Genomic DNA, 19,893 nt, shown 5'->3' with positions numbered 1-19,893 from the left:
GGATAAGGTCCGCCGATGGACGTCGAGTCATCGATCTGCCTGAGCGACCTGGTCCCTGCTCTGCGATGGAGCCGTCCCCAGCAAGTCGCGGAGCTCCTCGCCGACCCGCGCCTGCCGGGCGCCTGGTGGGCCTCCGTCGCGCTACCGCGCGCGCTCGGCACGACCGGACTCGACTGGCTGTGCGAACGCCTCGCCAGGCTGGCCTCCGTCCGCTGGGACCACCTTCCGCTGGGCGACATGCTTCCGGCGCTGACGGTCCACCACATCGACCCGACGCTGTCCGGATGGCCGGAACCGACCCGGTCGGCGATCACCGGCCTCGGCGGGTGGCACCGGCTGCGGCGACTGTGTCCGAGCGACCTGGCCGTCCCCTCCGTTCCGGCGGAGGCGGTGATCGGGTCGCTCTTCCGTGAGATCCTCTCCCAGGTGCCGGTCCGCCCGGACGGCCCGCTGACCATCGTCCCCCCGCAGCCGCGAGCTGCGGGCGCCGCAGGACGGCCGCAGCAGGGCCTGCCCACCAGACCTCAGCAAGGCGCCCCGGGATCCCCGGGCCCCTCCCGGCCTGGCGCCCAGCAAGGCCCGAACGCACCGCAGCCCGGCCAGCATCCCGGCCAGCATCCCGGGCAGCAGGGTCAACCCGGCCAGAGCGGCCAGCCCGCCCCGCACCAGGGACAGCCCGTCCTTCCTGGCCAATCCGCTCTTCCCGGCCGGCCCGGCTCGGCCCAGCCCGACGCGGCCCAGCCCTATCCCGGAGCACCCGGCGGCGGCCCGGCCACCGGCGCGCAACCCGCCGTCACCGGGACGCAGTCCGCCCCCGCAGGCGCGCAGCCCTCGGTCACAGGCGCCCACCCTGCCGGTTCGGGTACGCAGCCCACCGCTCCTGGCTCCCCCGCCACTGGCCCGGGCTCGCATCCTGGCGCCTCGGGCTCGCATCCCGGCGCTTCGGGCGCCCATCCGGCAGCCGCCGACGCCGATCCGGCCGCTTCTGCCACGGGACAGCACCCCGCTGTCGCCGGACAGCACCCGACCGGCGCCCACCCGGCTGCTCCAGGTGCCCACCCCGGCGCCCACCCAGCGGACTCAGGCGCCGATCCGGCCGCCACCGGCCACGGTCAGGCCGCCGGGCCGGGCCAGCCTTCCGCCGGCCCTGGTCAGGCGGTACCCGGTCAGACCGTACCCGGTGCGCCCGGTTCCGTTCCGGGCGCAGGTTCCCCCACCGGCTCCGGTCCGGCCTCCGGCATGGGCTCGGTTTCGGGAGCGCCGGGTGTACCGGGCGCGCCCGGCACCCCTGGCATCCCCGGCACCCCTGGTGCTCCCGGCGCGTCCGGCGTCCCTGGTGCTCCCGGCGTGCCTGGTTCGGCCGGCGTCAATCCGGCAGGCCCCGGCGGCGGTCCGGTCACCGGGCAGCAGCCCTCGGTCGGTGGCCAGCACCAGACGGGCGCCTACCCCGCCGCCACGGGCCAGCCTCCGGCCGGCGCCCACCCGGGCGCCGCTCAGCATCCCGCTGGAGCCCACCCCGGCGCGGGCTCGGCGACCGGCCAGCACCCCGCCACCGGCCAGCATCCCGCCGTCGCCGGCTCGAACCCTGCGGCCACCGGACAGCACCCGGCGGTCCCTGGCGCTCCCGCCGCCCCGGGCTCCGGCGCTCCGTCCACCGGACAGCACCCCGCCGTCACCGGCGCCCGCCCGGCCGTCTCCGGTACGCCGCAGGGCGCCGCACCCGAGCCGCCCTCGGAGACCGACCACGCGATGGTCCGCGTGGTCGACGGCCTCTTCCGCAGCATGGAGCGGCTGGAACTGGCCGTCGCCGTCCACCGCCTGTTCGCCGAGGACCCGGTCAGCCTGCGCACCCTCGCCCACAAGATGCTGGTCGAGCGCGACATGCTCTCCCAGGCGCAGCGGCTGGCGGAGGAGCGGGTGTTGCACTGGCTGCGCTCGTCGGAGTCCGCGCCGGTCACCGGGCACATGTTCCGCCTGACCGAGTGGCTCGGCACCGCCGCCACCCAGCACCAGCTCATCGGCGCCGACCCGGCTCACCCGGTGATGGTCCCCTCGCTGCGGACGCCGCTGTGGCGGGTCCTCGTGACGCTGATGCCGGATCGCCGCCTCCAGGACGGCTGGCTGGTCGTCGGCGACATCCACGGCCTGCAGGGCCGGACGCGCCAGCTGCTCGCCACCGCCCCCTCCGACAGCGACCGCCACGAACTGCTCGAACAACTCGGCATCCGCCGCCACTCCGCCCAGGCGTGGCTGGACGCGCTGCCGCCGGAGGAGCCGCGCAGCGCTCCCGCCGCGCCGTCCGCGCCGCAGCAGCCGCTGCCCCGCCGTACCCCCGGGGCGAACGGCCACCACCATCGGGGCGGCACGCCGATCCCGGCCGCGCCCGCCGGGAACATCGACCCGACGGCGGCGCTCGCGACCCTGTCCGCGCTGTCGGGCGGACGTTCGCCGATGCTGGCGGGCACCCCCTCGACCCCGCCGCCGCCTCCGCCGAGCCCGTCGTCCGACCCGCGCCGCTGGCAGCGGATCGAGGTCACGCCCGAGCATCTGCGGGGCGGGCCGGTCCCGGTGCCCGAGGGATACGCGGCGCAGCTCGGCATGCGTCCGGGAACGCTGCTGTCGGTCACGGGGCCGGGTGACAACGCGATCGTCCTGGTCTGGCAGGGCAACCAGCCGGTCTTCGACTCGCTGCAGCCGGTCCTCATGCGCCTGAACGCCCGCCCCGGCGACCAGGTGTACATCACGGTGGACGGCTACCGCCTGGAAGCCCAGCTCACGAGCTGACCGCCTGCGGTATCAGGGCCCCACGCCACCGTGGCCGAAACCATTGCGCGGCGGTGACCCGCGCCCCCGCCCGATCACGCCCGAGCCACCGAACGACTGTGACAGGAACCCCCGCACAGCCGTGCCCGAAACCACCACCCGACCGTGACCCGCGCCCCGCGCACCGAACGCCCGTGGCCAGGGCGGCCGTGATCGGGACAGATCAGGGGGCGGTGGTGTCGAAGAGGGACAGGCGGTGGGCCGTGGCGGCGGCCTCGCCACGCGAGGAGACGCCGAGTTTGCCGAGGATGTTGGAGACGTGCACGCTGACCGTCTTGGCGGAGATGTAGAGCTGCGCCCCGATCTCGCGGTTGCTGCGCCCGGCCGTGATCAGCTGAAGGACCTCCAGTTCCCTGGCGGTCAACCCCAGCACGGGCCGCTGCGCGGCGGGCCCGTCGGCGACCGCGAGCCGCGCCCGGCGCGCGAAGTCGTCGATCGCGGCCACGAGCGGCGCCGCGCCCAGCCGTTCGGCCAGCTCGCGCGCCCGCCCCGCCCGCTCGGCCGCCACCGTGCGCTCCCCCGCCGCCAGCGCCGCCCGCGCGGCGTCGGACAACGCCCGAGCCTCAGAGTACGGTTGCCGCAACCCCGCCCACGCCGCGACGGCGGAGTCCCACGCCGCCAGATCGTCGTCGGGGCCGGTCAGCGCCGCGAAGGTGAGACTCTGGGCCCGCTGGAGATCGCCGTCGACGCCGACCCGCTCGACGACCGCCCGTGCCCGGGGCAGCAGCGCCCCGCTGAGGCGGGCGCAGATGAGCAACAGCGGCCAGCTGTAGCGCGGCCTCGCGGTCAGGTCGTACTCGCGCAGCGCCCGCTCGGCCTGCGCGGCGGCTTCGGCCGTCCGCCCCTCGGCGATCAGCAGCTCCAGGGCGCGGGACAGGTGGGGAAGGGTGTACTGGTCGCGGTAGACGCCGTTTTCGAGCACACCGTCCTCGACGTCGAACATCTTCCGCGCCCGCGCCAGGTCGCCGCGCGCGAGCGCGATGTCGGCGGAGAAGCCGGACAGGTTGGACTCGTGGAGGCGGGGCGGCACCAGATCGAGGGCGTGTTCGATCACCTCGGCGGCCTCGTCCCATCGGCCCAGGGAAACCAGTGGCTCGGCCAGGTTGATGGCGAGGAAGGTGCCCGCCGTGCGGGCGACGCCGTACTGGGCGGCGTCGGCGATGCCGCGCCTGGCGACCTTGGCGGCCTCCTCGTGCCTGCCCGCGCCTTCGAGGTGGTCGGACTCGGAGATCGCGACCCGCATCAGCGCGGAGTACTCGCCGTCGCGCAGCGCGATCTCGCGGGCGGCGGCGTAGTCGGCGACGGCCTCGTCGGCCAGGTCGTAGGACCAGCGGCCCCAGGCGCGCGAGACCAGCGCGTGCGCCTCGGTGGCGGGGTCGCAGACCGCGCGGGCGATGCGGACGGCCTCGTCGGCGTGGGTGAGGCGTTCGACCTGGTCGGCTTGGGTGTTGCACATGCGGGCGAGGCTCTCGACCACCTGGCCGCGCAGCGCGGTCGGCGGGTCGGCGGGCACCAGGGCGACCGCCTCGCGGAGGTCTTCGTCGAAGCCGGGACGGCTGAGGTCGGACCTGATCAGGCCGCGCAGGCGCAGCAGCCGGGCCGCGCGCGGCGGGTCGGCCGCCGCATCGACCCCGTCGAGAGCGGCGTTGGCCAGGGAGAGCGCCCGTTCGTAGTCTCCGGCGAACCAGGCGGCCTGGGCTGCCAGGTGGAAGACGCGCACACGGTCGGCGCCGATGCGCTCCTCGGCGTCGGGGACCTTCTCCCACAGTTCGAGGACGCGGGACAGCATCCGCGACTGCTCTTCGAAGGCGACCGAGCGCTGGGCCGCGGCCGAGGCGTGCCAGGCACTGACGAGCGCCCAGAGCGGGTCGTGGGCGGCGTGCCAGTGGTGGGCCAGTTCGATCGCGCCGCGCGGCTCCGGCAGGATCGACAGGTCGCGTTCGAGGGCTTCGGCGTAGCGGGTGTGGAGCCTGGTGTGCTCGCCGGGCAGCAGGTCGTCGTGCAGGGCCTCGCGGATGAGGGCGTGGCGGAAGGCGTAGGCCTCGCCGTCGACGACGAGGACGTTGCCCGCGACGGCGGGGCGCAGCGCGCCGGCCAGCGCCGTGTCGTCGAGGCCGGTGACGGCGGCGAGCAGGTCGTGCTCGAGTTGCTGGCCGCCTGCGCTGGCGATGCGCACGACCTCCTGGGTCTCCTCAGGAAGGCGCTCGACACCGGCGAGCAGCAGGTCGCGCAGCGTCTCCGGCAGGGCGTCAGTGCCGGGAGAGCCGCTGAGCAGGGCCTCGACGAACAGGGGGTTGCCCTCGCTGCGGGTGTAGACGCGGTCGAGGGCCGTGGGCGACAGTTCGCGGCTGAGGATGCCCGCCGCCTGCGCGACGACCTCGCGGCGGGTGAGCCGGCCGACTTCCATGCGGCTGACCCAGGCGAAGCGGCTGAGCTCGGCGAGCAGCGGGCGCAGCGGATGCCTGCGGTGCAGTTCGTCGGAGCGGTAGCTGACCAGCAAGAGCACCCGCAGGTCGGAACGCTGGTAGCGGACGAGGAAGGACAGCAGGTCGCGGGTGGAGCGGTCGGCCCAGTGGGCGTCCTCGACCACGAGGACCAGCGGCTGCCGTTCGGCCAGGTTCTCCACGACGCCCAGGACCTGCTCGAACAGGCGGGCGCGGGCCTCCTCGCCGTCCCGGTCGGGCTGCCCGAAGTCGGGCAGCAGCCGGGCCAGGCCCCGGGTGTCGCCGCCGGGGACGAGCGCGGCGACGCCGTCGTGGCCGAGGTCGCGGACCAGGCGGCGCAGGATCGCGGTGAAGGGCGCGAACGGCAGGCCGTCCGTGCCGAGTTCGAGGCAGCCGCCGACGAGGACCCGCGCGTCGCCCGCGCGCTGAAGGAACTCCTTGATCAGGCGGGTCTTGCCGACGCCCGCCTCACCGCCGATGAGCACCGTGGCCGACAGCCCGGAGCGGGCTTCGGCCAGGGCCCGCCTCAGCGCGCCGAGTTCGCGCAGACGTCCGACGAAGCTCGGGCTGACGGTGTGCGTGCTCACCCGTCCAAGGATGCCATCCGGGTACGACAGGATGTCACCGCAGGACCTTGCGGTAGAACGTCGCGGACTGCTCGTAACCGAGCGCGTGGTAGAAGCCGGGCGCCCTGCGGGTCGCCATGGCCACGTAACCGGCCTTGTGCTCGCGCGCCCAGCGTTCGAACTCGACCAGCAGGGCCCGGCCGATGCCCTGGCGGCGCGAGCCGCTTTGGACCATGGCCTCCTCGACCCAGGCGACCGGGCCGTTGGCGAACAGGGTCAGCTGCACGAACCCCAGCAGGTAACCGTGGACCCTGCCGTCGACGACGGCGGCGATGAGCATCGCGCGGTCGTCGCGCAGCAACTGCGGCAGGGACCGGTCGAACGCCTCACGCTCGGGCCGGAAGGTCACCCCGAAGTCGCGGGCCAGGGCGAAGATCTCGTCCGCGTCACTCTTCTCCGCCCTCCTGATCACAAGATCTTCAGTTGTCACCCTCTGGACCTTACTCGACGGGCTTCGGAGCGCCGCCACTGCCACCGTGCGTCGCTTGTCACGGTTGCGCGACGGTTCACTCACGTACTGTCGCCAAAGACGGAAATTTGGCGAAATCCGCTACAGGTCGGCCAGGCCGAGTTCGCGGGCGATGAGCATGCGCTGCACCTCGCTGGTGCCCTCGCCGATCTCCAGGATCTTGGCGTCGCGGTAGAAGCGCCCGACGGGGAACTCGTTCATGAACCCGTACCCGCCGAACACCTGGGTGGCCTCGCGGGAGTTGTCCATGGCGGCGTCGGAGGCGACGAGCTTGGCGATGGCGGCCTCCTTCTTGAACGTCTCGCCGCGCAGCATCTTCTCCGCCGCGTGGTAGTACGCCAGGCGGGCGACGTGCGTCCTGGCCTCCATGTCGGCGAGCTTGAACTGGACGGCCTGGTAGTGGCCGATCGGGTGCCCGAACGCCCGCCGCTCCCGCACGTACCGCAGGCACTCGTCGACGCACCCCTGCGCCAGGCCGACGCCGAGCGCGGCGATGGCGATCCGGCCCTCGTCCAGCGTCTGCAGGAACTGGGCGTAGCCCCTGCCCCGCTCGCCGAGCAGGTTCGCCGCAGGGACCCGGCAGTCAGAGAAGGACAGCTCGCGGGTGTCGGAGGCGTTCCAGCCGACCTTCGAGTACTTCTTGGAGACGGTGAACCCGGGCGTACCGGATGGGACGATGATCGTCGAGATCTCCGGCCGGCCGTCCTCTCTGCGGCCCGTGAGGGCGGCGACGGCGACGAACCCGGTGATGTCGGTGCCGGAGTTCGTGATGAACGCCTTGGTGCCGTCGATCACCCAGGAGTCGCCGTCGAGTCTCGCGGTGGTCCGCATGCCGCCGGACACGTCGGAGCCGCCCTCCGGCTCGGTCAGGCCGAAGGCGCCGAGCCGCTCGCCCGTGGCCAGCTTCGGCAGCCAGGCGGCCTTCTGCTCGGCCGTGCCGAAGCGGTGCAGCGGCATCGCGCCGAGGGAGACGGCCGCCTCCAGCGTGATGGCGACGCTGGAGTCCACCCGCGCCAGCTCCTCCAGCGCCAGGCAGAGCGCGAAGTAGTCGCCGCCCATGCCGCCGTACTCCTCGGGCAGCGGCAGGCCGAACAGTCCCATGGCGCCCATCTGGCGCACGATGTCGTAGGGGAACTCCTCGCGCTCGTAGAAGCCGCCGATCACCGGTGCCACGACGTCGCGGGAGAACCCCTCGACGGTCTTGCGCAGCTCTTCGTACTCATCACTCAACATGGCTCAGTCCTTCGGGGTGAGGGCTTGGACGACTCGGGACGGGCTGGGCCGCCCCAGCCGCTCGGCGAGCCAGACGCTTGTGGCGACCAGCTTGTCCAGGTCGAGGCCCGTTTCGATGCCGAGTCCCCGCAGCATCCAGACCAGGTCCTCGGTGGCGAGGTTGCCGGTCGCCGATTCGGCGTACGGGCAGCCGCCGATGCCTCCCGTGGAGGCGTCGATCGTGCTCACCCCGGCCCGCAGGGCGGCCAGGGTGTTGGCCAGGGCCTGGCCGTAGGTGTCGTGGAAGTGCACGGCCAGGCGCTCCGGGGTGCCGAACGCCTCGATGAGCGCCGTGGCGTGGCCGGGGGTGCCGACGCCGATGGTGTCGCCGAGCGACAGTTCGTGGCAGCCGAGGTCGAGGAGCCTGCGTCCGACGGCCACGACCTGGCCGACCGGGGTGGGGCCCTCCCATGGGTCGCCGAAGACCATCGAGACGTACGCTCGCACGCGCAGACCGTGCTCCAGGGCGCGGGCGACGACCGGCTCGAACATCTCGAACTGCGAGTCGAGGCCGCGGTTGAGGTTGCGGTTGGCGAAGGACTCCGTGGCGCTGGCGAACACGGCGATCTCCTCGACGCCGCTGTCCAGCGCGCGGTCGAGGCCCCGGAGGTTGGGGACCAGGACGGGGTAGCGGACCCCCGGCCTCCGCTCCAGCCTGGCCAGCAGGTCGGCGGAGTCGGCGAGCTGCGGCACCCACGTCGGGTGCACGAAGCTGGTGGCCTCGATCACCCGGTGGCCCGCGTCGGCGAGACGGTCGATGAACTCGGCCTTGACCTCGACCGGGACGACCGCCTTCTCGTTCTGCAGGCCGTCACGCGGGCCGACCTCGTAGACCGTGACCCGGTCCGGGAGTCCGTCGAGCCGGTGCATCACGCCTCCACCACGGCCAGTACGGCGTCCATGTCGACCGGCTGGCCGGCCCGCACGGGGAGCTCGCGCAGGGTGCCCGCGACGGGGGCGGTGACCGTGTGCTCCATCTTCATCGCCTCCACGACGACGAGCGGCTGTCCTTCCGCGACCCGGTCCCCCGGTGCGGCCTTCACGAGGAGCACGGTCCCCGGCATCGGGCTGCGCACCACGCCGTCGCCGCCTGCCGCGGCGCCGGGACGGTCACCGGGGTCGCCGAGGCGGTGGCGGGTCAGCGCCCATGCCCGGCCGTCGCGGCCGAGCCAGAGCGTGTCACCGTCGCGGGCGGTGACGAGCGTGGACGTCCGGCCGCCGAGAGTGAGCGTGAGCCGTCCGCCCTCGCCATGGCCGATGCGCGCGGCCGAGTGCTCACCTGGTCGCGCAGCCACCGACGATTGAGCGACATTTCCCGAAATTTCACCCTCAGCGCCCGCGCCCGGCGCAACGGCCGCAACCGACCGGACCGGCCCCGCACCCTCCCCTGCCAGGGCGGTCTCGGCGCTCGCCACCGCGCGAAGGGACCCCGTGCCCTCTCCGGACAGGTCCCGCACGATCACCTCTGCGCCGGTGGAGGGCAGCCCTCGGACGGCCACCTCGTGGACGCCGCCCCGTGACTCCAGCCGCCACGTGGTCCAGGCGGGCTCGCCCACCCGCCAGCCGTCGGCGACGTCCCAGGGGTCGCGGGCGGGCGGGCGCTCGTGGAAGACCAGCGCCGCCGCCACCAGCACATCGTCCGGCGGTGCGCTTCCCGTGACAGCGTCCCCCACACCAGGGCCCGCTGCCTCAAGGGCGGGCAGGACCCTCTCCACCAGACCGGTGTCCAGCGCGCCCGCGACCACGGCGGGTTCGCGCAGGAGGGCCCGCAGGAACGGGATGTTGGTCACCACGCCCAGCACGACCGTCTCACCCAGAGCGCGGTCCAGGCGGCGCAGCGCCTCCTCACGGGTCGGCGCGACCGCCACGACCTTGGACAGCATCGGGTCGAACAGGCTCCCGACCACCACCCCCTCGGCCAGCGAGGAGTCGACCCGCGCCGACGTGGGCTCGCGCAGTGCCAGGACCCGCCCGCCCGTGGGCAGGAAGCCGCGCGAGGGGTCCTCCGCGTACACGCGGGCCTCGACGGCGTGGCCGCTCAGCCGTACGTCCTGCTGGGTGAACGGCAGCGCCTCGCCCGCCGCCACCCGGATCTGGAGCTCCACCAGGTCGACCCCGGTGACCAGTTCGGTGACCGGATGCTCGACCTGCAGCCGGGTGTTCATCTCCATGAAGTGGTAGGCGCCGGTGGTGCCGTCGACGATGAACTCGACCGTGCCCGCGCCGGTGTAGCCGACCGAGCGGGCCGCCTCGACGGCGGCGGCGCCCATCGCGGCTCGGGTCTGCGGGGTGAGGAACGGCGAGGGCGCCTCCTCGACGATCTTCTGGTGCCTGCGCTGGAGGCTGCACTCGCGCTCCCCCAGGTGGACGGTGGCGCCGTGGGCGTCGGCCAGCACCTGGATCTCGATGTGGCGCGGACTCTCGACGTACTTCTCGATGAGCAGGGTGCCGTCGCCGAAGGCGCCGAGGGCGGTGCGCCGGGCCGACTCCAGCGCCTCCGGCAGGTCGCGCGCGGAGCGTACGAGCACCATGCCCTTGCCACCGCCTCCGGCGGACGGCTTGATCAACGCGGGGAAGTCGCGCCACGCGGCCAGGTCGTCGGCGGGTTCGGCGCCGCCGGGGACGACCGGGACCCCGGCGGCGGCGACCGTCGCCTTGGCGCGGATCTTGTCGCCCATGGCCTCGATCGCGCCGGCGGGCGGCCCGACGAAGACCAGCCCCTCCTGCTCACAGCGCCTGGCGAAGGCGGCGTTCTCGGCGAGGAACCCGTATCCGGGGTGGACGGCTTGGGCACCCGAAGCACGCGCCGCACCGATCAACGCCTCAATATCCAGATAAGTCGGGATCTGGTGGGCTTGGTGGGCTTCGCGGAGGTGGAGGGCACCCGCGTCCTGCTCCGTGTACACGGCAACGGCCGTGATGCCCATCGTGCGCAGGGTCCGGATGATCCGGACGGCGATCTCGCCTCGGTTGGCGATCAGAACGGTGTCGAACATGGTCACATCCGGAAGACGCCGTAGCCGATGGGTTCGAGCGGCGCGTTCGCCGCCGCCGACAGCGCCAGCCCGAGCACGGTGCGCGTGTCGACGGGGTCGATCACGCCGTCGTCCCAGAGCCGGGCGGTCGAGTAGTAGGGGTTGCCCTGGTCCTCGTACTGCGCGCGGATCGCGTCGGGGTCGGCGTCGCCCACGGTCGAGAGCACGTTCGCCGCCTGCTCGCCGCCCATGACCGAGATGCGGGCGTTCGGCCACATCCACAGGAACCTGGGCGAGTACGCCCGCCCGGCCATCGCGTAGTTGCCCGCGCCGAACGAGCCGCCGACGATCACCGTCAGCTTCGGCACCCGCGCGCACGAGACCGCCGTGACCATCTTGGCGCCGTGCTTGGCGATCCCGCCCGCCTCGTACGCCTTGCCGACCATGAACCCGCTGATGTTCTGCAGGAACACCAGCGGCACCTGCCGCCGGTCGCACAGTTCGACGAAGTGGGCGCCCTTGAGCGCGGACTCGGCGAACAGGATGCCGTTGTTGGCGACGATCCCGACCGGGTGCCCGTGGATGCGGGCGAACCCGGTGACCAGGGTGTGGCCGTACTCCGCCTTGAACTCCTGAAAGCGCGAGCCGTCCACCAGGCGGGCGACGACCTCTCTCACGTCGTACGGCCTGCGGGTGTCCTCCGGCACGATGCCGTACAGGTCGCGCGGGTCGAACAGGGGCTCCTCCGGCTCGGCGCGCGCCCAGGGGCACGCCGGGCGGGGGGCGAGCGTGGAGACGATGTCCCTGACGATGGCGAGGGCGTGGGCGTCGTCCTCCGCCAGGTGGTCGGTGACGCCGCTGACCCGCGCGTGCAGGTCGCCGCCGCCGAGTTCCTCCGCCGTGACCTCCTCGCCGGTCGCTGCCTTCACCAGCGGCGGGCCGCCCAGGAAGATCGTGCCCTGGTTGCGCACGATGACGGCCTCGTCGCTCATGGCGGGCACGTAGGCGCCGCCCGCCGTGCACGATCCGAGCACCGCGGCGATCTGCGGGATGCCGCGCGCCGACATGGTGGCCTGGTTGTAGAAGATGCGGCCGAAGTGCTCGCGGTCTGGGAAGACCTCGTCCTGCCTGGGCAGGAAGGCGCCGCCCGAGTCGACGAGGTACACGCACGGGAGGTTGTTGTGCAGCGCCACCTCCTGGGCGCGCAGGTGCTTCTTGACCGTGAGGGGGTAGTAGGTGCCGCCCTTGACGGTGGCGTCGTTGGCGACGACCACGCACTCGCGGCCGGAGACCCGGCCGACGCCGGTGATGATGCCCGCCGCGGGCGCCTGGTCGCCGTAGAGACCGCCGGCGGCCAGAGGCGACAGTTCGAGGAAGCGGGAGCCGGGGTCGAGCAGGCCGTCGACGCGATCGCGGGGCAGCAGTTTGCCGCGCGCGACGTGACGCTGCCGCGAGCGCTCGGGGCCGCCGAGCGCGGCGGCCGCCAGCCGTTCGCGCAGTTCGGCCGCGAGCCGTTCGTTGCGCGCCGCGTTGGCCTTGAAGGTCTCGCCTCCGAGGTCGGCGGCGGTCTTCAGGACCGGCCACTCGTTCATGCAAACGATGTTAGTCATCATTAACTTTGCTGTCTAGAATGTGGATATGGGCACTCCTACCCGCAGCCGGGGCGCACGCCGGGCCGAGATCCTGGACGCCGCCGCCCGGCTGTTCGCCGAGCGCGGCTTCCACGGCGTCTCCATCGAGGACCTGGGTGCCGCCGTCGGCGTCTCCGGCCCGGCGATCTACCGGCACTTCAGCGGCAAGGAGGCATTGCTGGCCGAGATGCTGCTCGACGTCAGCTCGCGGCTGCACGCCGGGGCGGCGGACCTCGTGACGGTCGCGGCGACCCCACTGGAGGCACTGGAGGCGCTGGTAGGAGCCCATATCGCGTTCTCGCTCGGCGAGCCGCACCTGATCACCGTCCACGACAGGGAACTCGGCAACGTCCCCGAGCCCCAGCGGCGGCAGATCAGGCGCCTGCAGCGGCTGTACGTCGAGGAGTGGGTGACCGTCCTGACCGAGGTGCGGCCCGGGGTGCCGGCGCCGAGGCTGCGCGCGGCGACGCACGCGGTGTTCGGCCTGCTCAACTCGACGCCGCACAGCGCGGGCGAGCTGAGCGGCGAGGACGCCGCGGCGCTCCTCTACACGCTGGCCCACACGGTGCTTGTTAGCGTTCGTTAACATAGCCCGGAGGCGGCCAGCGCCCTGCGGTAGGCGCCGGCGCTCGCCGTGAGGTCGCCCGCCTCGGCCGACGCCTCGGCGCTGGCCGTCCAGGCCCGGGAGGCCCGGCCCGGCGCGGGCATGCGTTCCAGGAGCTCACCCGCCCGGCGCAGCGCGCAGGCGGCGGCGGCCGGTCGGCCGAGCCGTTCGTGGGCGCGAGCCTGGAGCGTGAACGCGTCCGCGACCAGGTTGCCCGCGTCCGGGTACCGGTCGATCAGCGCCGCCACCTGCCGCAGCGCCGCGTGCGCCTGCCCGGCCAGCAGCGTCGTGCGGGCCAGCGAGAGCTGGCAGTACGCCTGGTCCACCCGGCCGGCCGCGCCGGCGACCAGGTCGGCGTGCGCCTGCATGAGCAGCGCCCTGGCCCGCACGAACTCCTCCGGCCTGGCCATCAGCAGGTTCGTGGCCAGGCGGGCGCGCAGCCTGCCGGTCGCCCGGCGGTCGCCGACGAGCGACAACGCCGCCCCCGCCTGCCTGCCGAGCCGCCCGGCGCGCTCGAAGGAGCCGGTCATCGTGGCGAGGGTGGAGGCGTTCCACGAGGCGGCGGCGACCGCGCGCGGGGTGCCGAGTTCGCCCGCCGCCTGAAGGAGTTCCGAGGACAGGGCACCGGCGCGGGTCAACTCGTCGCGTTCGAGGTAGGCGCTGAGCAGGGTGGAGCCGAGTTCGACCAGGCGATCACTCCAGCCGCCGGGCAGTTCGCGATCGAGCGCGCGCTCGCCGACCTCCACCGCCCGGCCGAGGTCGCCCGCCTCGCGCAGCAGACGGCACAGGGTGACCGACAGGCCGATGCGCGCGTCCACCTCGCGGGCCTGCCGGAAGTCGGCGCCGACCAGCGGGGTGTCGAGCGGCGACGTCACGGCGAGGAGGTAGGCCAGGCGCTCGGCCGCGGGACGTAACCTGCCCGCCGCCTCCTGGCTGAGGGCGAGGCCGGTCTCCGCCTGGGACCACAGGTCGATGCGACTGCCGAGCGCGGGGTTGTCCACCAGCGCCTGGTATCTGCGGTGGGCCTCGCCCAGGCGCCCCTCGGCGAGGGCGCGGGCGGCCAGGTCGAGCGTGCCGCGTACCCGGGAGGCCACGTCGGGGTGCAGCCCCCTGGTGAGGACGTCACGGCGGCAGGCGAGGCGTCCGGCGAGGTGGCTGAGGACCTCGGGGCTGGGGCCGGCGACCCCGGCCTCGATGAGCGAGAGCTGCCCGAGGGTGAGGCAGGGACCGGTGAGCTCGGCCTGCGGCATCCTGCGCTGGAGACGCAGTCCACGGATGATCTGGCCGGGATGGGTGTCCGTCAGCATGAGCCGCCTTGACCTAGCCGTAAGGTTCGATCCCCAGTTGTGAATATTAATCCCGCATTGGGGTGGATAGCCATACTTGTGACCTGTTACGCCTGTGCGACACAAGATGCCTCGTGTACGGTTTGCCGCATTCGAACCCTACGCGGGAGGCCTCAATGCGCAACGGGCGTGGACGTCGACTCATCCTCATCGCTTTACGCGCACTCAGCGCGGCACTGGCCGCACCGGGCAGCACGTCGGCGCAGGCGAAGGTGCGACCGGACAGCGGGAACCACTGCTGCTGAGCCGGGCACGGGCCTGCTGCCGCCGCACCGGCAGCAGGCCCGAATAGCCGTGCAGTCAGAACTTCTTGACGCAGAGTCACGTCGAATAACAATGTGTGCCGGAGAAAATGGGCATACGCCTAAACAATCTGGTTCAACGGCGCTCGATATGAGTGGGGAAAAGGTAGGTTTGCAGCAGAACTAGATCATCCGGCGCGGAAGGGGGCGCCCCGTTGGGTGACGCGTCCGCAGTGTCGGCGCGCGTGGCGGACACCCCACAGCAGCGGGTACGCCGGGAGCGCCTGACCCAGGCTCAAGAACAGACGTTGGTCGACGCCGTCCTCGCAGGTCCGTCCGCCACTCTCGGACACCCTGCCCCAGCACCACGCGGTTCTTCCCGGAACACCCCGCATGGTTCGCCGCACAGCCCCCCGGTCAGGGCCGCGACCGACGCCGCCGGCCGGACGCCCGCTCCGGCCTCCTCCGCCGGGGCGCCCGCCTCCGCGCCGCCCGGGTCGGCGGACGCGGTCGCCGATCCGCAGGCCCTCGTGTCCTCCGGCACCTGGCACTCCGGGGCGTCGATGGCGATGTGGACGTGGGAGACGCTGGCGTCCTACGTGGCGCAGGCGTACGGGATCGCGCTCTCGGCCCAGAAGCTGCGGCGGACCCTCGTCCGGCTGGGCCTGTGGCCGGGGCGGGGGATCGCCAGCCGCCGTACGCTGCGGCGTCGCGCGCCCGGATGGTGGGACCACGATCTCGAGACCGCCCGCAAGCAGGCGGAGTCCTGCGGGGCCACACTGCTGGTGACCCGGCTGCTCCCACTGCCGCGCCAGCGCAGGCTGCTGGTCGCCCACGCCTCGGGGCCGATCGGCACGACCTGGTTCACGATCCTGGATCCGGCCAGGACCTCAGAGGATGATCTGTCCCAGGTCATCACCACCCTGGAGGAACCGGAGGGCGACACCGCCGACGGGCTTCGCCGTACGCCGGACGCGAAGTCCGTGAGAGCACCGGGCGAAGGCCCGGCGGCGACCGACACGGTGGCGGAGACGCCGGGCGGGAACCCGTCGAAGACCCCGGGCGACACGAAGGCGCCGGTGAGGGCGCCCGGCGACAGGGCGGGCGGGTGGTACTCACCGATCGAGGCGCTGCTGGTGGCGGAGTTCGGGACACCGCTGGTCCTGGTGACCGAGCCGGGATCGGCGGCGGGCTCGCGGGTGTTCCGTGCCGTGGGCGGGCAGATCAGCCTGTTCCCGATGCCGGACGACCCCCGGTCGCAGCTCAGGGCGGCCGCGCTGACGCTGAGCCAGGCTCGGGCGTGGCTGTCGCGGCGGCAGGACGAGCACAAGGCGGCCACGACGGCGAGCGCCGCGGACCGCGAGCACGAACAGGCGGTACGCCGGTCGCTGTGCGAGCGGGTGGCCATGGCGCGGCTGGCGGGCGCGGACGTCGGCCACATCGCCTCGGCCGCCGGGCTGACCCGCAACGACGTCCACAACATCTGCAAGCGCACCCCGGCGGCGGACACCGGGATCCCGCAGAGCGTGCTCCTGGCCGAGTTGGAGGACCTCGCGGCAGGGTGGCGGCGGGCGGGCGAGCGCACCCGCAAGGGACGGGAGACCCGCGACCGGGCGGCGGACGGCTACCGGTCCGCCCGGCGGTGGGCGCAGACCGCCCGCGAGGCGCGCGACGAGATGATCGTGCTCTGTCATGCCTCGGAGCGGCTGTCGCTGGAGGAGATCGCGCGACTGGCCGGCGTCTCGATCACACTGGTCCATCTCGTGGTGACGGCCGAGGGCGCGGGGCCCGGGAGCGTACCAGCCAGCAAGCGCTTGGCACGTGACAACGGCACACCACCTGCCCGAAGGCCCGCACGCGACCCGGCCTCGGGCCGAGGAGAGACGAAGGCGCCGGACGCTTCCCCTCGGACACCCGAACGGCCATGGCCCCCCACCGGGAACCGGGGAGAGAGCCGCCCTGCGCGAGGACGGCGCGAGGACGGCCCAGCGAGCGGGCCGGCGGGCGGGACCGCGGCTGGAACTGTGGGCGGAACCGCGGACGGCGACGTGCTGGCGGCCCTCGACCGGGCCGTCATGACCTGGCGGCGGGAGCAGAACAGGCTGGACGCGCTCAGGGCCGAACGGGACCGGCGGGCCGACGTGTGCCGCGAGATCCGGCGGCGGGAGAGCCAGGTGCGGCGGGAGCGGGACGAGGCGATCCGCGACTGCCACCTGGCCGGAGTCCCGGGCGTGCGGATCGCGCACGAGGTCGGGCTGGAACTCGCCGGTACGCTCTCACGGCTGCGCGGCGGGGTGGCACCCGCCGACGCCGTCCTGGACGAGGACGGTCACCTCGCCCGGCTGCGCGAGGTCGGCGCGCGCTGGCGCGCGGTCAGGGGCGAACTCGAACGCGGCACCACGGTGCTGGCCCACGTCGAGGAGGGGCGGCGGCTGAGCGGGGCCGCCCTCGCGCGGCTGCGGCGGGAGCGGGACAAGGCGCTGCGGGCGTGCCGTGGTGCGGGCGTGACGCTGGCCGCGTTGTCGGCGCGCACCGGCCTCGACTCCCGCACGATCCGCGAAGCCACGTCCTGATGGCGGCCACCGGGACCGCTGTCCGGGCGAACTCGGTGGCCGGCAGCGCGCCGGTGAGCGAACACCGGATCCGACCCCCTCCAGACGGCGGTCCGGCATCGGGCGGAACCCCGCCGCTGTCAGCGATCCCCTTGCCGTCCGGGGCCGCCCGGGGCCGTCCGCGACGCCCTTGTTGTCCGAACATATCTAGATATATCGTGAAATATCTTTATGGAGGGCTGATATGGCGGCGGTGACGGTAACCGACCTGAGGAAGACCTACGGGAAGGTCGAGGCGGTGAAGGGCGTCTCGTTCGAGGTCGCGGCGGGCGAGGTGTTCGGCTTCCTCGGTCCCAACGGGGCCGGGAAAACCACCACGATCAGCATGTTGTGCACACTGGCCGACCCCACGGGCGGCAGCGCGGCGGTCGCGGGGTACGACGTGGTCAAGGAACGCGACCGCGTCCGCCGCAACATCGGCCTGGTCTTCCAGGACCCGACGCTCGACGGCTACCTGAGCGCCGAGCAGAACCTGCGCTTCCACGCCGAACTGTACGGCGTGCCGAAGAGCGTGCTCCCCGAGCGGCTGCGGCAGGTGATGGAGATGGTCGCCCTGTGGGACCGCAAGGACGCGAAGGTGATGACGTTCTCCGGCGGGATGAAACGCCGCCTGGAGATCGCCCGGGGCCTGCTGCACTCACCGCGCGTGCTGTTCCTCGACGAGCCGACCGTCGGCCTGGACCCGCAGACGCGCGCGGCGATCTGGGGCTATATCAACCGGCTGCGCCTGACCGAGGACATCACGATCTTCATGACCACCCATTACATGGACGAGGCGGAGTACTGCGACCGCATCGCCATCATCGACCACGGCGAACTGGTCGTCGTCGACTCCCCCGAGGCGCTGAAGGCCGGGGTGGGCAAGGACCGGGTGCAGATCCACACCGCCGACGACGAGCAGGCCATCGCCGCGCTCAGGGACCGGTTCGGGCTGGAGGCGGCGGTGCGCGAGGGCGCGGTGACGTTCGCGGTGGCCTCCGGCGAGGAGTTCGTGCCGAGGCTGTTCGCCGAACTCGGCCTGCCGATCAGGTCGGTGAGCGTGTCACGGCCGTCGCTGGACGACGTGTTCATGGCTCACACGGGCACGACGATCAGGGACGCGGAGGCCGACGACGGCAACGCGTGGGTGAAGGCGATGGTGCGGCGATGACGGCGATCTCGGTCTCGGTGCCCGAACGGAGCGTGCGCCACGACGCGCGGGCGGTCAAGGTGGTGCTCCACCGCGAGATGCTGCGCTTCGTCAACGACCGCACCCGCATGCTGTCGATGCTGCTGCAGCCGGTGCTGTGGCTGTTCGTCATGGGAACGGGCCTCGGCTCGCTGGTGCAGGGCTCCATCCCGGGAGTGGACTTCCGCACGTTCATGTACCCGGGCATGATCTCGATGACGGTCATCATGACGGGGATGTTCTCCGCCGGTTCGATCGTCTGGGACCGCGAGTTCGGCTTCCTGCGGGAGATGCTGGTGGCGCCGATCTCGCGTGGGGCGATCGTGGTCGGCAAGTGCCTGGGCGGCGCGATCGTGGCCAGCGGGCAGGGCGTGGTGATCCTCGCCATGGCGGGCCTGGTGGGAGTGCCGTACTCTCCAGGGCTGATGCTGACGCTCCTGGTGGAGATGTTCGTGGCGGCGTTCGCGGTGACGGCCTTCGGGGTGATGCTGGCGGCGCGGATGAAGAACATGCAGAGCTTCTTCGGGCTGATGCAGATGGCGATCATGCCGATGATGTTCCTGTCGGGTGCGATGTTCCCGCTGGCCAACCTGCCGTCGTGGCTGCACGTGCTGACGGTGGTCAACCCGATGACGTACGCCGTGGACCCGATGCGGCAGGCGGTGTTCTCCGCGATCGACGCGCCCGCGCAGGTGAACGCGATGCTGAACCCGGGGGTGCGCTGGTTCGACTGGCAGGTGCCCGTACCCGTGGAGCTCGGCATGGTCGCGCTGATGGGGCTGGTGCTGCTGGGTCTGGGAATCGTGCAGTTCCGGCGTACGGACTAGCGGACCCGTCACGCGGCCTCGGCCGGGTCACCGGTTCGGCTTCGGTGGGTTGAGTGGCGGCGTGGCCGGTTCGGCGTCTTTCTCAGGCGCGGACGGGCTCATGCCGACAACCCGGTTCGCAACCAACGGTCACAGACCGGCAACTTCTGGTGATTCCAGCGCATGTGAGCGCGCGCCTAGCGTGTCGTGCACCGGGCCGACCACCGTGTTCGCCCGAGCCACGCACAAGGAGGAAGCCGATGAGGTCGCCGTTCCACCGGACACGGCTGCTTGCCCTGATGACCGGCGGTTGTCTGATCTTCGCCACCGGCGCCGCACAGGCCGCCGAACCGCCCCCGGCGGGAGGATCCCCGAGCGCGAGCCCGAAGCGGTCGTCGATCGTCCAGCTCGATTCCGGCCGGATCCGGGGTGTGGACAACGGCAAGGTCAGAACCTACAAGGGAATCCGTTTCGCGCAGCCGCCGGTGGGCGATCTGCGGTGGAAGCACCCGAAGCGGGTCACATCCTGGAAGGGCGTGGCCGACGCCACCAGGCCCGCACAACCGTGCATGCAGATGGAGGCGGGCAAGGCGGTCGGTTCGGAAGACTGCCTGTTCCTGAACGTCACCGCTCCGGCCAAGCGTTCGGGCAAGGCGCTGCCCGTGATGGTGTGGTTGTACGGAGGCGGCTACCTCACCGGCTTGGGGAGCGCCTACGACGCACAGCGTCTGGCCGACCAGGGCGACGTCATCGTCGTGACCCCCAACTACCGGCTGGGGGCGTTCGGATACTTCGGCCTGCCGGGCCTGAAGGGCTCCGGCACCTTCGGGCTGGCCGACCAGCTGGAAGCGCTGAGGTGGACCAAGCGCAACGCC

13 protein-coding genes are annotated in these 19,893 nt (G+C 72.8%); 6 read left to right on the top strand and 7 right to left on the bottom strand.

Translation table 11 applies throughout. The features are described 5' to 3' along the window. Positions 1-15 precede the first annotated feature (15 nt). Positions 16-2,784, top strand: coding sequence for a hypothetical protein (locus ABD120_RS02865; protein WP_343948063.1), 2,769 nt, complete (start codon positions 16-18; stop codon positions 2,782-2,784). 202 nt (positions 2,785-2,986) lie between these two features. Here the strand turns inward: ABD120_RS02865 and ABD120_RS02860 are convergent, their stop codons facing one another. From ABD120_RS02860 to ABD120_RS02835, 6 genes are all read right to left on the bottom strand, one after another. Next, a complete protein-coding gene (locus ABD120_RS02860; RefSeq protein ID WP_343948062.1) occupies positions 2,987-5,854 on the bottom strand; it encodes a helix-turn-helix transcriptional regulator in 2,868 nt (955 codons plus the stop codon). 34 nt (positions 5,855-5,888) lie between these two features. Next, complete coding sequence (locus ABD120_RS02855; RefSeq protein ID WP_343948061.1) at positions 5,889-6,323, bottom strand: GNAT family N-acetyltransferase; 435 nt, start codon at positions 6,321-6,323, stop codon at positions 5,889-5,891. A gap of 120 nt (positions 6,324-6,443) precedes the next feature. Beyond that, positions 6,444-7,595 carry an acyl-CoA dehydrogenase family protein gene (locus tag ABD120_RS02850; protein WP_343948060.1) on the bottom strand — a complete coding sequence of 384 codons (1,152 nt, stop codon included), beginning with the start codon at positions 7,593-7,595 and terminating at the stop codon, positions 6,444-6,446. Between the two features lie 3 nt (positions 7,596-7,598). Next, on the bottom strand, positions 7,599-8,504 hold the full coding sequence (locus ABD120_RS02845; protein WP_343948059.1) for a hydroxymethylglutaryl-CoA lyase: 906 nt from the start codon (positions 8,502-8,504) through the stop codon (positions 7,599-7,601). Continuing rightward, positions 8,504-10,630: an ATP-binding protein gene (locus tag ABD120_RS02840; protein ID WP_343948058.1), complete on the bottom strand. Its 2,127-nt coding sequence runs from the start codon at positions 10,628-10,630 to the stop codon at positions 8,504-8,506. Before ABD120_RS02840 ends, ABD120_RS02845 begins: the two co-directional genes overlap by 1 nt. A gap of 2 nt (positions 10,631-10,632) precedes the next feature. After that, complete coding sequence (locus tag ABD120_RS02835) at positions 10,633-12,201, bottom strand: carboxyl transferase domain-containing protein (RefSeq protein ID WP_343948057.1); 1,569 nt, start codon at positions 12,199-12,201, stop codon at positions 10,633-10,635. Positions 12,202-12,247: 46 nt separating this feature from the next. Here ABD120_RS02835 and ABD120_RS02830 point away from each other — a divergent pair, with 46 nt between their 5' ends. Further along, positions 12,248-12,826 (top strand): SACE_7040 family transcriptional regulator, encoded by a 579-nt coding sequence (locus ABD120_RS02830; RefSeq protein WP_343948056.1) that lies wholly within the window; start codon positions 12,248-12,250, stop codon positions 12,824-12,826. Here ABD120_RS02830 and ABD120_RS02825 read toward each other — a convergent pair. Continuing rightward, entirely contained in the window at positions 12,823-14,151 is a 1,329-nt protein-coding gene (locus tag ABD120_RS02825) for a hypothetical protein (RefSeq protein ID WP_343948055.1), read from the bottom strand. The genes ABD120_RS02830 and ABD120_RS02825 overlap by 4 nt on opposite strands. A gap of 526 nt (positions 14,152-14,677) precedes the next feature. Here ABD120_RS02825 and ABD120_RS02820 point away from each other — a divergent pair. From ABD120_RS02820 to ABD120_RS02805, 4 genes are all read left to right on the top strand, one after another. Then, positions 14,678-17,005, top strand: coding sequence for a hypothetical protein (locus ABD120_RS02820; protein ID WP_343948054.1), 2,328 nt, complete (start codon positions 14,678-14,680; stop codon positions 17,003-17,005). A 223-nt stretch (positions 17,006-17,228) separates the two neighbouring features. After that, positions 17,229-18,194 carry an ATP-binding cassette domain-containing protein gene (locus ABD120_RS02815; RefSeq protein ID WP_343948053.1) on the top strand — a complete coding sequence of 322 codons (966 nt, stop codon included), beginning with the start codon at positions 17,229-17,231 and terminating at the stop codon, positions 18,192-18,194. Continuing rightward, entirely contained in the window at positions 18,191-19,039 is an 849-nt protein-coding gene (locus ABD120_RS02810) for an ABC transporter permease (protein ID WP_343948052.1), read from the top strand. Before ABD120_RS02815 ends, ABD120_RS02810 begins: the two co-directional genes overlap by 4 nt. A gap of 239 nt (positions 19,040-19,278) precedes the next feature. Then, positions 19,279-19,893 (top strand): carboxylesterase family protein (locus ABD120_RS02805; protein ID WP_343948051.1); only part of this gene is annotated, 615 nt, incomplete at its 3' end.

Source organism: Nonomuraea longicatena (assembly GCF_039525605.1).
In the GTDB taxonomy this organism is placed as follows: domain Bacteria; phylum Actinomycetota; class Actinomycetes; order Streptosporangiales; family Streptosporangiaceae; genus Nonomuraea; species Nonomuraea longicatena.
The sequence above is the reverse complement of the archived record's forward strand: the minus strand, read 5'-3'. Positions and strand labels throughout refer to the sequence as shown.

Excerpts from the sequence above, each read along its gene's own strand:
- ABD120_RS02865 (WP_343948063.1), top strand. The coding sequence starts at position 16 with ATGGACGTCGAGTCATCGATCTGCCTGAGCGACCTGGTCCCTGCTCTG.
- ABD120_RS02850 (WP_343948060.1), bottom strand. The coding sequence starts at position 7,595 with ATGTTGAGTGATGAGTACGAAGAGCTGCGCAAGACCGTCGAGGGGTTC.
- ABD120_RS02845 (WP_343948059.1), bottom strand. The coding sequence starts at position 8,504 with ATGCACCGGCTCGACGGACTCCCGGACCGGGTCACGGTCTACGAGGTC.
- ABD120_RS02840 (WP_343948058.1), bottom strand. The coding sequence starts at position 10,630 with ATGTTCGACACCGTTCTGATCGCCAACCGAGGCGAGATCGCCGTCCGG.
- ABD120_RS02835 (WP_343948057.1), bottom strand. The coding sequence starts at position 12,201 with ATGAACGAGTGGCCGGTCCTGAAGACCGCCGCCGACCTCGGAGGCGAG.
- ABD120_RS02830 (WP_343948056.1), top strand. The coding sequence starts at position 12,248 with ATGGGCACTCCTACCCGCAGCCGGGGCGCACGCCGGGCCGAGATCCTG.
- ABD120_RS02825 (WP_343948055.1), bottom strand. The coding sequence starts at position 14,151 with ATGCTGACGGACACCCATCCCGGCCAGATCATCCGTGGACTGCGTCTC.
- ABD120_RS02815 (WP_343948053.1), top strand. The coding sequence starts at position 17,229 with ATGGCGGCGGTGACGGTAACCGACCTGAGGAAGACCTACGGGAAGGTC.
- ABD120_RS02810 (WP_343948052.1), top strand. The coding sequence starts at position 18,191 with ATGACGGCGATCTCGGTCTCGGTGCCCGAACGGAGCGTGCGCCACGAC.